The 15,165-nt window shown below is 70.6% G+C and carries 14 protein-coding genes; 10 read left to right on the top strand and 4 right to left on the bottom strand.

Annotation, left to right across the window (positions count from 1 at the left end):
- Window positions 1-58: 58 nt before the first annotated feature.
- The 3 genes from BMZ18_RS19215 to holA are packed head-to-tail and all read left to right on the top strand — an operon-like array spanning window position 59 to window position 3,352.
- Complete coding sequence (locus BMZ18_RS19215; protein ID WP_074921687.1) at window positions 59-790, top strand: ComEA family DNA-binding protein; 732 nt, start codon at window positions 59-61, stop codon at window positions 788-790.
- Entirely contained in the window at window positions 787-2,421 is a 1,635-nt protein-coding gene (locus BMZ18_RS01435; protein WP_074921686.1) for a ComEC/Rec2 family competence protein, read from the top strand. The genes BMZ18_RS19215 and BMZ18_RS01435 overlap by 4 nt, the downstream gene beginning before the upstream one ends.
- Window positions 2,375-3,352 carry a DNA polymerase III subunit delta gene (gene holA, locus BMZ18_RS01430; protein WP_068100176.1) on the top strand — a complete coding sequence of 326 codons (978 nt, stop codon included), beginning with the start codon at window positions 2,375-2,377 and terminating at the stop codon, window positions 3,350-3,352. The genes BMZ18_RS01435 and holA overlap by 47 nt, the downstream gene beginning before the upstream one ends.
- Before the next feature lie 115 nt (window positions 3,353-3,467).
- Here holA and rpsT read toward each other — a convergent pair whose 3' ends face one another.
- Window positions 3,468-3,728 (bottom strand): 30S ribosomal protein S20, encoded by a 261-nt coding sequence (gene rpsT, locus BMZ18_RS01425; protein WP_068100178.1) that lies wholly within the window; start codon window positions 3,726-3,728, stop codon window positions 3,468-3,470.
- A 454-nt stretch (window positions 3,729-4,182) separates the two neighbouring features.
- Between rpsT and BMZ18_RS01420 the strand changes: the two genes are divergently transcribed.
- Genes BMZ18_RS01420 through BMZ18_RS01410 form a run of 3 tightly spaced genes read left to right on the top strand, consistent with a single transcriptional unit; the run spans window position 4,183 to window position 7,528 of the window.
- Window positions 4,183-5,718: a circularly permuted type 2 ATP-grasp protein gene (locus tag BMZ18_RS01420; protein WP_244516387.1), complete on the top strand. Its 1,536-nt coding sequence runs from the start codon at window positions 4,183-4,185 to the stop codon at window positions 5,716-5,718.
- Entirely contained in the window at window positions 5,718-6,689 is a 972-nt protein-coding gene (locus tag BMZ18_RS01415) for an alpha-E domain-containing protein (protein ID WP_068361758.1), read from the top strand. Before BMZ18_RS01420 ends, BMZ18_RS01415 begins: the two co-directional genes overlap by 1 nt.
- Entirely contained in the window at window positions 6,686-7,528 is an 843-nt protein-coding gene (locus BMZ18_RS01410; protein WP_068100182.1) for a transglutaminase family protein, read from the top strand. Before BMZ18_RS01415 ends, BMZ18_RS01410 begins: the two co-directional genes overlap by 4 nt.
- A 27-nt stretch (window positions 7,529-7,555) precedes the next feature.
- Here BMZ18_RS01410 and BMZ18_RS01405 read toward each other — a convergent pair whose 3' ends face one another.
- On the bottom strand, window positions 7,556-8,113 hold the full coding sequence (locus BMZ18_RS01405) for a type II toxin-antitoxin system PemK/MazF family toxin (protein WP_068361761.1): 558 nt from the start codon (window positions 8,111-8,113) through the stop codon (window positions 7,556-7,558).
- Window positions 8,114-8,226: 113 nt separating this feature from the next.
- Here BMZ18_RS01405 and BMZ18_RS01400 point away from each other — a divergent pair, with 113 nt between their 5' ends.
- Both BMZ18_RS01400 and lepA read left to right on the top strand, forming a co-directional pair.
- Entirely contained in the window at window positions 8,227-9,255 is a 1,029-nt protein-coding gene (locus BMZ18_RS01400) for an ABC transporter substrate-binding protein (RefSeq protein ID WP_068361845.1), read from the top strand.
- Window positions 9,256-9,348: 93 nt separating this feature from the next.
- Window positions 9,349-11,238 carry a translation elongation factor 4 gene (gene lepA, locus BMZ18_RS01395; protein WP_139203764.1) on the top strand — a complete coding sequence of 630 codons (1,890 nt, stop codon included), beginning with the start codon at window positions 9,349-9,351 and terminating at the stop codon, window positions 11,236-11,238.
- A gap of 61 nt (window positions 11,239-11,299) precedes the next feature.
- Here the strand turns inward: lepA and BMZ18_RS01390 are convergent, their stop codons facing one another.
- Both BMZ18_RS01390 and BMZ18_RS01385 read right to left on the bottom strand, forming a co-directional pair.
- Window positions 11,300-12,178 carry a type IV toxin-antitoxin system AbiEi family antitoxin gene (locus tag BMZ18_RS01390; RefSeq protein WP_139203706.1) on the bottom strand — a complete coding sequence of 293 codons (879 nt, stop codon included), beginning with the start codon at window positions 12,176-12,178 and terminating at the stop codon, window positions 11,300-11,302.
- A gap of 252 nt (window positions 12,179-12,430) precedes the next feature.
- Window positions 12,431-14,416 carry a glycoside hydrolase family 15 protein gene (locus BMZ18_RS01385; RefSeq protein ID WP_308124853.1) on the bottom strand — a complete coding sequence of 662 codons (1,986 nt, stop codon included), beginning with the start codon at window positions 14,414-14,416 and terminating at the stop codon, window positions 12,431-12,433.
- Between the two features lie 146 nt (window positions 14,417-14,562).
- Between BMZ18_RS01385 and BMZ18_RS01380 the strand changes: the two genes are divergently transcribed.
- Together BMZ18_RS01380 and BMZ18_RS20235 are read left to right on the top strand one after the other, a co-directional pair.
- Window positions 14,563-14,868 carry a hypothetical protein gene (locus tag BMZ18_RS01380; protein WP_068361767.1) on the top strand — a complete coding sequence of 102 codons (306 nt, stop codon included), beginning with the start codon at window positions 14,563-14,565 and terminating at the stop codon, window positions 14,866-14,868.
- A 148-nt stretch (window positions 14,869-15,016) separates the two neighbouring features.
- Window positions 15,017-15,106, top strand: coding sequence for an Ms4533A family Cys-rich leader peptide (locus BMZ18_RS20235; RefSeq protein ID WP_315774172.1), 90 nt, complete (start codon window positions 15,017-15,019; stop codon window positions 15,104-15,106).
- The last annotated feature ends 59 nt before the right edge of the window (window positions 15,107-15,165 follow it).

Raw genomic sequence — 15,165 nt, 5'->3', positions numbered from 1 at the left:
TCCCCGGGTTCGTTCCGATGCGGAGGTCGCGTCGACGCCGGACCCTAGCGTCGCGGGCATGACGTCATCCGACCTCGCGTCCGATCTCGCCGACGGGCCCGGCTTCGACGACCGTCCGGTGCGGCCCGAGCGACCGACGCCGCGCCTGCGGGGCGTCCGGCTCGATCTCGGCTCGCGGGGATTGCGGGCGCTCGTGGTGGTGGGGGTCGTGCTGGTTCTCGGGACGGCCGGGTTGCTGATGCGCGACGCGCCCGAGGTGGTCGCGGTGCCGCCGCTCCCGTCCGTGGCGGGACCGGCCGTGGAGTCGGTTCCCTCTGCCGAGCCCGACCCGCCCGGGTCGATGGTCGTCAGCGTGGTCGGCGCCGTGCTGCGGCCCGGACTGGTCACCGTGCCGGCCGGCTCCCGCGTTGCCGACGCCGTGGCCGCGGCCGGCGGTCATCGGCCCGAGGCCGACATGCTCACCCTGAACTGGGCCCGGCCCGTCGCCGACGGCGAGCAGGTGGTGGTGGGGGTCGGCGGTACGGCCCCGGTCGGTGGGGTGCTGACCGCGGACGGAGCGCCGCCGACCGCCGGGGCTCTGGGCGAGGCTGCCGCACCGGGACGGGTCTCGCTCAATTCCGCCACCGAGGCCGACCTCGACGCCCTGCCGGGCGTCGGTCCCGTCACCGCGGCCGCGATCGTGGCGTGGCGGGAGGAGAACGGCCCCTTCGCGAGTGTCGAGCAGCTGGCCGAGGTGACCGGCATCGGGCCGGCACGTCTGGAGAAGCTGACGGAGTTGGTGGTGCCGTGACGGACGACCCCGGCGGGGCCGACGACGCTGCGGAACAGCAGGATTCGACCGTTCCGGACCTGCGCCTGGTGCCGTCGGCGGTGGGGGCGTGGATCGCGTGCGGACTCGGGGTCGGGGCGGGGGCGTCCGCCGCGGTGGTCCTGGCGGTCGCGTGCGTGACGATGGCCGCCGGGTGTGGTCTGTGGACCGCCGCCATGGGCTCCCGGCGGCGAATCGTCACGGTGGCGTCGGCCGCGCTCGTGGTGACCGCCGCGTTCGCTGGGACGGCCGCGCTGCGTGTCGACACGGTCGACACCGGGCCGGTGCGCGCCTACGCCGAGGCCGGACGGTTCGTCGGCGTCGACGGCACCGTCAGCGAGGATCCCCGCGAAATCGACGGCGCCGGTGCGTCTCTCGTGGTGCTGTCCGTGCGGGCGCATCGGGTGGCGTCGGGCCGCGACGCGGTGACCGGCCCGGCGGATCTGACCGTTCTCGCCACCGGAGCCGAGTGGATGCGGGTGGCGTACGGGACGCCCGTGACGTTCCGGGCCCGCCTGGCCGTGCCGGACCGACCGGGCCTCGTCGCCGCCGTGGCACGCCCGACCGGCCCGCCGAGCCCGGGCGACCCGCCGTGGTGGGCGGCGGCGGCCACCGCCGTCCGGGGCGCGCTGACCGCCGCGTCGGAGCGGGCGTTGCCACCCGAGTCCGCAGGTCTGCTGCCGGGCATCGTGGTGGGCGACCGATCGGGGCTGCTGCCCGATGTGGAGGAAGACTTCACCGAGGCCGGCATGTCGCATCTGACGGCGGTGTCGGGCGCCAACTTCGCGTTCCTCGTGGGTGCGGTGGTGCTGCTGGCGCGGGCGTGCACGCTGGGTCCGCGCGTGACCGTGCTGCTCGCCGGGCTCGCGCTGGTGGCGTTCGTGGTGATCGCCCGTCCGTCGCCGAGCGTGCTGCGGGCGGCGGTGATGGGGGTGCTCGGCCTGCTCGCGCTGCTGACGGGGCGACGACGCCACGCGATGCCGGCGCTCGCCACCGCTGTGATCGTGATGCTCGCGGTGGACCCGGCGTTGGCGGTGTCGTGGGGTTTCGCGTTGTCGGTCACGGCGACCGCGGCGCTGGTGCTGCTGGCGCCCGTGCTGCTGCGCTGGTGGGTCGGAGATCCCGATGCGCCGGACGGTCGGCCCGCGCGGTCGCCGGTGCGGGGCGCCGTCGTGGTCGCGGTGGCCGCCCATCTGGTGACCGCGCCGATCGTGGCGGCGATGGCGGGCCGGTCGAGCCTCTACGCGGTCGTCGCGAACGTGCTCGCGGCGCCCGTGGTCGGTCCGGTCACGGTGGTGGGCGCCGCGGCGGCCCTGATCGCCGTGGTCGACGTCGACGTCGGCGCACTGGTGGCGGGGGTGACGCGGCTTCCCCTCGCGTGGCTCGTCGAGGTCGCGCGCGTGTGCGCGTCGGCGCCCGGCGCGGTGATTCCCACCCCCGACGGGCTCGCCGGTGCGCTGGTGGTGGGCGCGATCGCGGTGGGTGCGATCGGCGTGTGGTGGTGGGTCCGGGCGCGAGGGGGTCGGGAGGGTCGGGGCTGTCGGTCGCCCGTGGCACGATCGTCCGGTGAGTGCAGCGACCCGCCCCGAGCCCCTTCATCTCGTCCTGGGTGACGAGGAGCTGCTCGTCGAGCGTGCCGTCTCGTCCATCGTGTCGGCGCTGCGTCGGGCGGCCGGCGGGGGCGCGGATCTCCCCGTCGACACCATCCGGGCCGGGGACACCACCACGGCCGAGTTGGCGGAGCTGCTCAGTCCCTCGCTGTTCGCCGAGGACCGGGCCGTGATTTTCGAGGCCGCGGCCGAGGCGGGCAAGGACGCGGTCACGCTGCTGCAGGACGCGGCGTCGTCACCGATCGACGGGGTGGTGCTCGTGATCCTGCATTCCGGTGGGGGACGGGCGAAGTCGATGGTCGGGGTGCTGCAGAAGGCGGGTGCGGTGGTGCACGACTGCGCCAAGATCACCAAGGCCTCGGACCGCATCGACTTCGTGCGCGGGGAGTTCCGCCGTCACGACGTGCGGGTGGCACCGGACGCCATCGCGGCCCTGGTGGACGCCGTCGGTTCGGACCTGCGCGAGCTCGCCGCCGCGAGTTCCCAGCTGGTGTCGGACACCGGCGGGAAGGTCGACGTCGCCGCCGTGAAGCGGTACTACTCGGGCCGCGCCGAGGTGACGGGGTTCGACATCGCGGACAAGGCGGTCGCGGGGGAGAAGGCAGCGGCGCTCGAGGCGCTGCGATGGGCGATGCTGGGCGGTGCGCCGCACGTCCTGCTGGCGGACGCCCTGGCCGACGCCGTGCACACGGTCGCCCGCGTCGGGTCGGCGGGCCGCGGCGACCCGTTCCGGATGGCGCCGGAACTCGGGATGCCGCCGTGGAAGGTGAAGAAGGCGCAGGCGCAGGCCCGGCACTGGGATCCCGAGCGCATCGCCGCGGCGCTGCAGGTGGTAGCCGCGCTGAACGCGGACGTGAAGGGGCAGGCCGCCGACGCGGACTACGCGGTGGAGCGGGCGGTCACCGTCGTCGCGGGGTTGGCCGCGGCGCGGTAGGTCGGCCGGTGCTCGACCCAGGGAACGCACCACACCCCGGCCGCCGAGGGCGACCGGGGTGTGGTGGGCACGGCACGGCGCGTCGCTCCCCGAGGGAAGCGGACCGTGGCGCGAATCAGAGCTTGTTGAACGCCAGGGAGAGCGCCGACTTCTTGTTTGCGGCCTGGTTCTTGTGGATGACGCCCTTGCTGGCAGCCTTGTCGAGCTGACGGCTGGTCGACTGCAGGAGGGTCTCGGCCTTGTCCTTGTCGCCGGCGGCAGCAGCCTCACGGAACGACCGGACGGCGGTGCGCAGCGACGACTTCACCGACTGATTGCGCAGACGCTGACGCTCGTTGGTGGCAATGCGCTTCACCTGGGACTTGATGTTGGCCACGCTGAAATATCCTTCGCTTCTACTCGGTCCGGGACGGCTGGCTCCGGGGAACGATCCTGGCCGTGACGTGCTGTGCTCGTGCTAAGCATGCGGCGGGCACGGATGACGTGCCCACGCCCGACGGTCGAGACTACCAGCGACGGACCGTGAACCCAATTCGCCCGCCGCCGGGGGACACCGTCGCCCGACGAGTGTGACGGCCGGGGCTCTTGTGACCGACGATAATTGTCGTGTCCCCCGTGCCAGGACGCACCCGGTGAGGCACCATGACGCCATGAGCCCACGGTCCACCGCGACGGAGAAGCCGGACAAGCCGGCGAAGACGACGTCGAAATCCGCGCAGTCGCAGAAATCGACGGCACGGTCGTCCCGGTCGACCGCTCGCTCGTCGACGACCGACGGGGTGTTCGGCGGGTACAGCGACGTGGGCCGGTACGGGCTCGCGTTCGACGAGATGTTCGACGGCGACGGTGGCCTGCGCGGACCGTACAAGGGCATCCACAAGGCGTTGGCTCCCTCCGACGCCGGTGAGCTCGAGGCCCGCTCGGACGCGCTCGGCCGCGCCTTCGTCGACCAGGGCATCACCTTCTCGCTGTCCGGTCAGGAGCGGCCGTTCCCGCTGGACCTGGTGCCCCGCGTCATCGCCGCGGCCGAGTGGAACAAGCTCGAGCGCGGCATCACCCAGCGCGTCAAGGCGCTGGAGATGTTCCTGGCGGACATCTACGGCGACCAGGAGATCCTGCGCGACGGTGTCGTGCCCAAGCGGCTGGTGACCTCCTGCGAGCACTTCCACCGCGAGGCGTTCGGCATCGTGCCTCCCAACGGCGTGCGCATCCACGTCGCCGGCATCGACCTGGTGCGCGACGCGGAGGGCACGTTCCGCGTGCTCGAGGACAACCTCCGCTCACCGTCCGGCGTCAGCTACGTCATGGAGAACCGGCGCACCATGGCGCGGGTCTTCCCCGACCTCTTCGCGAGTCACCGGGTGCGCGCGGTGGGGGACTACGCGACCCATCTGTTGCGGGCCCTGCGCGCTGCGGCCGCCATCAACGAGGCGGACCCCACCATCGTCGTCCTGACTCCGGGCGTCGCCAATTCCGCGTACTTCGAGCACTCGCTGCTCGCCCGGTTGATGGGCGTCGAGCTCGTCGAGGGCCGCGACCTGTTCTGCCGCGACAACGTCGTCTACATGCGCACCACCGAGGGCGAGCGGCAGGTCGACGTCATCTACCGCCGCATCGACGACGATTACCTGGACCCCATGCAGTTCCGGCCCGATTCGGTGCTGGGAGTGGCCGGGCTCGTCAACGCGGCGCGCGCCGGCAACGTCGTCATCTCCAGCGCGGTGGGCAACGGCGTCGGCGACGACAAACTCACCTACACGTACGTGCCGACGATCATCGAGTACTACCTGCACGAGAAGCCGCTGCTGGCCAACGTCGACACCTACCGCTGCTGGCTCCCGGAGGAGTGCGAGGAAGTCCTCGACCGCGTGGACGAGTTGGTGATCAAGCCGGTCGAGGGATCCGGCGGCTACGGCATCGTCTTCGGTCCCGACGCCAGTGCGAAGGAGCTGAACGCGATCACGCGCAAGATCAAGGCCGATCCGCGGGGCTGGATCGCCCAGCCGGTGGTGCAACTGTCGACGGTGCCCACCAAGATCGGCGATCAGCTGGTACCTCGCCACGTGGACCTGCGGCCGTTCGCGGTCAACGACGGCGACGACGTGTGGGTGCTGCCCGGCGGACTGACGCGCGTCGCGCTGCCCGAAGGGTCGCTGGTGGTGAACTCCAGCCAGGGCGGCGGCAGCAAGGACACCTGGGTGCTCGCGAGCCGGAGTTCGTCCGAGGAACGCGAACTGGGCGGTCAGGAGATCGTGAGCGAACCGCCGTCGTCACCGACCGCGCCGCAGGGTCCCGAGCTGACATCGTCGCAGATCCAACAGCAGCAGCAGGGCCGCACGGACACCACCGGAACGGGGGCCGAGTGATGTTGGCGCGCAACGCGGAATCGCTGTACTGGATCGGGCGCTACGTCGAGCGTGCCGACGACACCGCTCGGATTCTCGACGTCACGGTGCATCAGCTGCTCGAGGACGCCACGGTCGATCCCGACCACGCGTCCCGAGTCCTGTTGCGCGTGTTGGGTTTCGAGCTTCCCACCGAACGACTCGACGTGTGGTCGCTGACCGAACTGGTCGCCTTCTCGCGCAACGGGACGGGATCGATCGTCGACTCGCTGTCGAGCGCTCGCGAGAATGCCCGCGGCGCACGGGAAGTCACGTCCAGCGAGATGTGGGAGTGCCTCAACACCACCTACAACGCGCTGAACGATCGCATCCGCGCCTCGAAGCGGCTCGGACCGCACGAGTTCTTCAGCTTCATCGAGGAGCGGGCCGCGATGTTCGCCGGGTTGGCGGACTCCACGCTCAGCCGTGACGACGGGTACCGCTTCCTCCTGTTGGGCCGGTCCGTCGAACGGGTGGACATGACGGTCCGACTCCTGCTCGCCCGCGCGGGTGACCGGCCGTCGTCGCCGGCGTGGGTCACGGTGCTGCGCTCGGCCGGAGCGCACGACACCTACCTGCGAACCTATCGGGGCGCACTGGACGCCCAGCGGGTGCTCGAGTTCATGGTTCTCGATCGACTGTTCCCGCGTTCGATCTTCTACGCCTTGAGTCAGGCGGAGGCGTCGCTCGACGAGCTCGACCACCGGCCGGACAGTCGCGTGGGCTCGACCGCGGAGGCGCAGCGTCTGCTCGGCCGCGCCCGCAGCGAACTCGAGTTCCTGCAGCCGGGAGCGCTGCTCGAGGACCTGCAGGATCGTCTGATGGCCCTGCAGAGCGTGTGCAGCGACGTCGGCGACGCGATCTCGACGCAGTACTTCCACGCGGCGCCCTGGGTGGCGTGGACGGATGCCGGAGCGCGCACGGACGTCGCGCAGGTGGGGGGAGAGCTGTGAGCTGGCGACTGCGCGTGGTGCACACCACGGGCTACAACTACGACGCCCCGGTGACGTCGTCGTACAACGAGGCGCGATTGACCCCTCGGAGCGACAATCGCCAGAACGTCATCCTGAACCGCGTCGAGACGGATCCGGCGACGCGCTCCTATCGCTACACGGACTACTGGGGCACCGCGGTCACGGCGTTCGACCTCCATGCCCCGCACACGTCGCTCGAGGTGGTGGGCTCCTCGGTCGTCGAGACCGACGCGTTCACCCCGCCCGCGGAGCCGTCGGAGTGGGGTGACCTGCACGCGGACTCGGTGACCGACCGGTTCGACGAGCTGCTCGGGACCAGCACCTACGTGCCCGCCAACCGCCAGTTGGCGTCCGTCGCCAAGAAGCTGGCCAAGGACCGCACGCCCTACGAGGCCGTGACCGCGGTGGCCGAGTGGGTGCACGCCGAGATGGCCTACGTTCCCGGCACCACGGGTGTGCACACCTCCGCCGTCGAGGCGTACGCGGAGAAGAAGGGCGTCTGCCAGGACTACGCCCACCTGACCCTGCTCATGCTGCGCAGCATCGGGATTCCGGCGCGGTACGTGTCCGGGTACCTGCACCCGACCGCCGACGCGGTGGTGGGGGAGTCGGTGGAAGGGCAGTCCCACGCGTGGGTGGAGGCCTGGACCGGATCATGGTGGGGATACGACCCGACCAACGCCGTGCCGGTGCGCGAACAGCACGTCTCGGTGGGCATCGGGCGTGACTACGCGGACGTGCCGCCGCTCAAGGGCATCTTCTCCGGCGGCGGATCCACCGAGCTCGACGTGGTCGTGGAGATCACCCGGCTGGCGTGACCGCGGCCGGGTGGCCGTGAATCCGGCTCAGTGCCAGGAGAACTGGGACTTCAGTCGGGTGGCGACGGCGTCGAACTTCTCGCGCGGGAAGATCGCGCCCTCGCGGCGGATGCCGGCCTCGGGCACGTCGAGGACGCGGTCCAGGCGCAGCCAGCTGGGTCGACCCTGCGCGTCCCAGGGGCCGGAACCGACGGCGAGCCAGTCACGGTCGCCGTCGTGGTTCTTGCTGGAGAGCATGAGGCCGAGCAGCGTCGCGCCGTCGCGGCCGACGACGAGCACCGGCCGGTCCTTGCCCTGCGACGGGTCCTCCTCGTAGGCGACCCAGGTCCAGACGATCTCGCCGGGGTCCGCGGCGCCGTCGAGCGCGGGGGCGTACTCGATGCGGCGGGCACGCGCCGCCGTCGGGGCGGACGTGGTGCTCACCGGACGCCCGGCGGGTGCGGACGGCGCGCTCGGGCGACGTCCCGCGAGCTGTTCCTGGACGCGGTCGAGAGCGCCGGATCGCTGCAACTGACGGAACAGGCGCGGCCCCTCCGCGACGGCGAGGCGGCCCAGCTTCTTCCCGATCTGTCCCAGCGTTGGCATGGGATTCAGATTACCGAGTCCGACGATCGTGACTCACCCACGCGAGATTAGGTTCGGCTACCCTCACCCCGTCCCGGAGGAACCGGGCGAACCGGGCGATCCAGGGAGTGATGATGAGAACCACCGAACATCGACCGCGACGACGGAGTCGTCTGCTGGTCGCCGTCGCTGCTGCGTGCCTGCTCGTCCTGACGGGGTGCTCGTCCGGCGGCGAAGGCGACGCGGTGGGGGAGACGACGGTGACGCACGCGTTCGGCGACACGGTGGTCCCGGCGAACCCGCAGCGCGTGGTGTCGGTGGGGCTGACCGAGCAGGACACCCTGCTCGCGCTCGGGATCGTGCCGGTCGGCGTGACCGAGTGGTACGGCGATCAGCCGTACGCCACTTGGCCGTGGGCCCGCGACCTGCTCGGGGACGCCACGCCGGAGGTGCTGAGCCAGGTCGACGGCATCCAGTTCGAGAAGGTGAGCGCCCTCGAGCCGGACCTCATCATCGGCACCAACGCCGGAATGAGCGCCGACGACTACGCGCGCCTGAGCGCCATCGCGCCCACCATCGCGCACAGCGACCCCGACTTGCCGTACTTCGAGCCCTGGGACCAGCAGGTACGCACCATCGGCGCCGCCGTCGGCAAGCCCGACGAGGCCGACGCGCTCGTGCGCGGTGTGCAGGACCGCTACCGCGACGCCGCCGCACAGCACCCCGAGTTCGCGGACACCAAGGCGGTGTTTCTGCAGAACGCGTTCTACGACGGCAACGCCATCGCCTACCAGGACGGGCTGAGCACCGACTTCCTCACCTCGCTCGGCTTCACCATCCCGGACGAGCTCGATTCGTTCGTCACCGCCCAGGACGCCCAGGCCTACATCCCGCTCGAGAACCTGTCCGTCCTCGACGCCGCCGACGTCCTGATCTGGGGCACCGAGGACACGGACGACCGCACGGCGCTCGAGGCGGACCCCGTCTACGCGTCGCTGCAGGAGGTCCGCGAGAACCGGGTGGTCTTCACCGACGGTGTCGTCGCCGGCGCCATCTACTTCACCTCGCCGCTGTCGCTGCCGTACCTGCTCGACGCGCTGGTGCCCGCGCTGTCGTCGACGCTGGCGGGGGACGGGCCCGCCACCGCGGCCGGGCCGGCCTGATCGTGACAGCGGCGCCGGCCTGATTCGCTCGCGTGGCGGGCGTCGGTGACCACCGACGTCCGCCGCGCGTCGCGGGTGCGGATATTCTGGGCGGTGCGCCGTCCGACACCTGCGGACCACGCTCGTCTCGAGGAGTTTCCCATCGCCAGTTTCGCGGACACGACGTTCACGGATCCCGCCCGCATCCGTAACTTCTGCATCATCGCCCACATCGACCACGGCAAGTCGACGTTGGCGGACCGGATGCTGCAGCTCACGGGGGTGATCGACGACCGGTCGATGCGTGCGCAGTACCTCGACCGCATGGACATCGAGCGCGAACGCGGCATCACCATCAAGGCCCAGAACGTGCGGCTACCGTGGAAGGTGGGCGACACCGAGCACGTGCTGCACCTCATCGACACGCCAGGCCACGTCGACTTCACGTACGAGGTCTCGCGCGCGCTCGAGGCGTGCGAGGGAGCGGTCCTGCTGGTCGACGCCGCGCAGGGCATCGAGGCGCAGACCCTGGCCAACCTGTACCTGGCGCTGGACAAGGACCTCGAGATCATCCCGGTCCTGAACAAGATCGACCTGCCCGCCGCCGATCCGGACCGCTACGCCGCCGAGATCGCCCACATCGTCGGGTGCGACGCCGACGACGTGCTGCGGGTCTCCGGCAAGACCGGCGAGGGCGTCGAGGCGCTGCTCGATCGTGTCGTTCAGCGCGTGCCCGCCCCGGTGGGCGACGCCGACGGCCCGGCGCGCGCCATGATCTTCGACTCGGTCTACGACACGTATCGCGGCGTCGTCACGTACGTGCGTGTGGTCGACGGCCGTGTCGTCCCCCGCGAGAAGATCAAGATGATGTCGACGGGCACCACCCACGAGCTGCTCGAGGTGGGCATCGTCTCGCCCGAGCCCAAGGCGACGACGGGCCTCGGCGTCGGCGAGGTGGGGTACCTCATCACGGGCGTCAAGGACGTCCGTATGTCGAAGGTGGGTGACACCGTCACCACCGCCCGGCACGGCGCGACCGACCCGCTGACCGGGTACCGCGAGCCGCGGCCGATGGTCTACTCCGGGCTCTACCCGGTGGACGGGTCCGACTACCCCAATCTGCGCGATGCGCTGGACAAGCTCCAGCTCAACGATGCGGCGCTGACGTACGAGCCGGAGACGTCCGTCGCGCTCGGATTCGGCTTCCGCTGCGGGTTCCTGGGTCTGCTGCACATGGAGATCACCCGCGAGCGGCTCGAGCGGGAGTTCGACCTCGACCTCATCTCCACCTCGCCCAACGTGGTCTACCGCGTGGAGCTCGAGGACGGGAGCGAGCACGTCGTCACCAACCCGTCGTACTGGCCGGAGGGCAAGGCGCGCAACATCTTCGAGCCGATCGTCAAGTGCACGATCATCTCGCCGAGCGAGTTCATCGGTTCGATCATGGAGCTGTGCCAGAGCCGTCGCGGCGAGCTCGGTGGCATGGACTATCTGTCCGAGACGCGCGTCGAGATGCGGTACACGATGCCGATGGCGGAGATCATCTTCGACTTCTTCGACTCGCTGAAGTCCCGCACCCGCGGCTACGCCTCCCTCGATTACGAGGAGTCCGGTGAGCAGGTCGCGGCCCTGGTCAAGGTGGACATCCTCCTGCAGGGCGAGGCCGTCGACGCGTTCAGCGCCATCGTGCACAAGGACGCCGCCGCGGCCTACGGCAACAAGATGACCGGCAAACTCAAGGACCTCATTCCGCGTCAGCAGTTCGAGGTGCCCATCCAGGCGGCCATCGGCTCCAAGATCATCTCCCGCGAGAACATCCGCGCCATTCGCAAGGACGTGCTGGCCAAGTGCTACGGCGGCGACATCAGCCGTAAGCGCAAGCTCCTCGAGAAGCAGAAGGAGGGTAAGAAGCGCATGAAGACCATCGGTCGCGTGGACGTCCCCCAGGAAGCCTTCGTGGCAGCACTGTCCTCCGACGCGGCGTCGGACAAGCCGAAGAAGTAGTCCTTCCCGCGGACCGTTCCTGCGTGTGCTGACGGTGCACTGTCAGCGAACGCGGGAGGGGTCAGCGGGAAGGCCGGATTGCTCGGGCGAGGGCTTTGGTGAGGATCGCGCGCAGCCGCTCCGGGTGCAGCAGGTCCTGCCAGGTCCAGCGAACCACGTGAACCCCGAGGGCCCGGAGCGCGTCCTCGCGGAGCTTCTCCTGGACCACGGTCAGGCCGCCGCCCTCGTACTTCACGGCGCCGTCGAACTCGCCGACCAGTCTGCCGTCCCAATCGAAGTCGGTGCGGGCCACGAAAAGTCCGTGCTCGTCGCGGAACTCGTGCTGCAGTCGCGGCTCGGGGATCTCGGGCCAGCCCAGTATGAGTGCGCGGGAGAAGGACTCGCCGAGACTCTCGGTGAGCGGACTGGCCCGTTCCACGGCGCGGCGGGCGAGTTGGATCCCGTGGCGGCGACCCATCCGCCTCAGGACACCCGGTAGGTCCTCGGCGCCGAGCCGGAGCGACGACTCGACGGCGCACAGTCCGTGTACGGCCGGCCGAACGCACGCGAGGTCGAGGGCGGTGCGGGCCGGCGTCGTGACCCGAACGCCGTCGACGACGGTCACGTCGACGTCGGACAGGGGCACCCGGTGTTCGACGGTCGCCGCCGTCGTCTTCCCGCCGCCACGGCCGTCGACGGTGACGTGCACTCGGTCGCGGCGGGGCGCGAGCACCGGCAGACCCAGCAGTGCGGCTGCGCTGTCGTGGCTGGCGACGGCCTGCGCGCGACAGGTCATCGCGGCGTGGACCGCGAGGCGGTACCGGTCCGCGTCGGATGCGCTGCGCCACAGTTTGCCGTCGGTGTAGGTGCCGCGCCGAACCCGCGCCAAGGAGCCGTCGCGGACGAGTCCGTGCAGTTGCCGGTCGGTGTGGTCGCCGGTGCGGCGGTGGTAGAGGGTCACGAACACGATCCTGACCCGAGCCCCAACCCGGACGTGTCCGTCGAGCCGCGGTTGTCCACAGTCCGGGCCGCTGTCCCCACCCGTTCCCGCGGGCGTTTCCTGCGTTCGCGGACGGTGCACGGTCCGCGAACGCAGGAAGGGGCAGCGGGAAGGCCGGAGGCCGGTCGGAAACGGCGGGAAGGCCGGAGGCCGGTCGGAAACGGCGGGAAGGCCGGAGGCCGGTCGGAAACGGCGGGAAGGCCGGAGGAAGAGTCAGGAGTGGCCGTGGGCGGGCTGGAACTGCCCCGACTGCGCCGCCTCCTCGGCCCGGATGACGTGCACGACCGCGTTGATCAGCGCGAGGTGGGTGAAGGCCTGGGGGAAGTTGCCCAGGTGGCGGCCGGTGGTGGTGTCGATCTCCTCGGCGTAGAGCTTGAGGGGGCTGGCGTACCCGAGCAGCCGCTCGCACAGGCGCTTGGCGCGGTGCAGTTCCCCGATCTCCACGAGCGCCGACACCAGCCAGAACGAGCAGATGGTGAAGGTGCCTTCCTCGCCGGACAGGCCGTCGTCGGTGGTGTCGACGCGGTAGCGCAGGACCAGTCCGTCCTGGGTGAGTTCGTCGGCGATGGCGAGCACGGTCGCGCGGACCCGCTCGTCGTCCGCGGGGAGGAATCGCAGCAGGACGACCAGGAGCAGCGACGCGTCCAGCGAGTCGTCGCCGTAACGCTGCGTGAAGACCCCGCGGTCGTCGACGCCGTGCTCGAGGATGTCGGCCTTGATCTCGTCGGCGACGGCGCTCCACTCCTCGGCGTACCCACGCTCCCCGTGCAGCAGAGCGAGTTTCGCGCCGCGGTCGAGGGCGACCCAGCACATCACTTTCGACGACGTGAAGTGCTGGGGTTCGCCGCGCACCTCCCAGATGCCGCGGTCGGGCTCCCGCCAGTGCTTCTTCGCCTCGTCCACCTGACGCTTCAGCAGGGGCCACAGCGACTCGGGAACGTGCTCACGCGAGCGGACGTGGAGGTACACCGAGTCGAGCATGGTGCCCCAGATGTCGTGCTGGCGTTGGTTGTACGCACCGTTGCCGACGCGGACGGGGCTCGCGCCGTCGTATCCCGAGAGGTGGTTCAGTTCCTCCTCCTCGAGGGTGCGCTCCCCGCCGATGCCGTACATCACCTGCAGGGGAACGGGTTCTCCGTCGGCGTTGCCGGTGACGTCGGAGATGAAGGAGAAGAAGTCGTTCGCCTCACGATCGAGCCCGAGGGTGTAGAGACCCCAGAGGGCGAAGGTCGAATCCCGCACCCAGGCGTACCGGTAGTCCCAGTTACGGGCACCGCCGGGGGTCTCCGGCAACGACGTCGTGCTGGCAGCGAGCAGCGCGCCGGTGGGTGCGTAGGCCAGGCCTTTCAGAGTCAGCGCGCTGCGCTGGAGGAATCCGCGCCACGGATGGTCCGGGAAGCGGCCGATGGTGATCCACTGTCGCCAGCACTCCGCGGTCTGCCACATCTTGTCGGCGGCCTCGTCGAAGGTGCGCGGCGGCTCGAGGCTCGACCACGACAGCGCGACGAAGACGTTGTCGCCCTCGCTCATGCGGGTGCGAGCACGAGCTTCCCGGCCCTCGATCCCGATGCGCAGGTTCGTCGTCAGCTTGAGCGTCGGCTGGTCACCATTCTCGGGTCGGGCGGTGGCGGTGGCCTCCTCGTAGACGTCGCCGGTGTACTCCCAGACGGTCTGCTTGCGGTGGTAGTCGAAGGCGGGCTCGCAGCTCATCTCGAGCTCCACGGTGCCGCTGACGCATTTGACGCTGCGCAGCAGGCAGTGCTCGGCATCCCAGTCCGACGGCGCCCGCTTGTGGGTCCGGGAGCGCTCGTCGGTGTTGTGCCAGGGCCCCATGAGGAGGGCGTCGCGCACGATCAGCCAGCCCGTCTCCGTCTGCCACGTGGTCTCGACGATCAGGCCACCGGGCAGGTAGCGACGCGCGGCCGGCACGTTCTGTCCGTACGGGCCGATCCGGAAGTGACCGGCGCCGCGGTCCAGGATCGCGCCGAAGACGCTGGGGGAGTCGGGGCGCGGCACGCACATCCACTCCACCGACCCGTTCCGGGCGATCAGGCACGTCGTCTCGCAGTCCGAGAGGAACGCGTAGTCGTCGATGGGCGGGAAGGCCGAGCGATGCGGCGCCCACCCCGCCGTGGTCTGGGGGACCGCGTCGAGCGCCCCACCCTCGTCGCCGCCGTCCGGACTGGCCGGACCGAACACCGCCTCTCCGGCCGTCGCGACGCGAGGAACGGCGGACTGTTCGTCGAACGGGCTCATCGACACATCATCGGTGCGAGGGGGCCGGGCGTCCAGGTGACGCGCAGGGGCGATCCTGTCGTCGTGCCACGAGGGCTAGGCTCAGACCGATGAACGCGGTGGCCTCGTGGTGGGACGGAGTGGAACTCTGGATCGCCGGGCTGCCGTTCGTCCCCCAGGTCGCCGTCGTGCTGGCCGTGGTGGTTCCGGCCGCGGCCGTGGTCGCGGTGGTGGCCGACGTGGTGTTGTCGGCGCTGTTCGACGCCCGCCGCCGCGTGGTCGGCAAGGATCGCCCCGGCCGCGTGGTCGGCAAGGATCACCCCGGCCGCGTGGTCGGCAAGGATCACCCCGGCCGCGTGATCGGCGAGGATCGCCCCACCGGTGCCGTCCCCGCGGCCACCGAGAGTCGAGAGTGAGAAGCGTGCCCCGCTCGCGTGTGACGTTGACCCTGATCGTGTTGGTGCTGCTCGTCCTGGTGGCGTGGCTGCTCACGCGGTGATGGCCCGCGTGGTCTGCATCACGTCGAGAACGGGCACGTCGGAGTCCTCTGCTAGATTCTCGGCTGTGTTCGACGCCGCGCCCGCACCGATCCGCCACCAGTTGGCGTTGATCGCTGTCGGCATGCTGGCCGTCGCCGACGTCGACTGTCGCTGACACTCTTCGCGTTCGGCCGTGTCCGTGCCGACGCATCCTCGGTCGCTTCGCCTTTCCTC

The sequence above is a fragment of the Rhodococcoides kroppenstedtii genome, assembly GCF_900111805.1.
GTDB lineage: Bacteria > Actinomycetota > Actinomycetes > Mycobacteriales > Mycobacteriaceae > Rhodococcoides > Rhodococcoides kroppenstedtii.
Note: the sequence above shows the minus strand (reverse complement) of the source record. Positions and strands in the feature narration are given on the sequence as shown.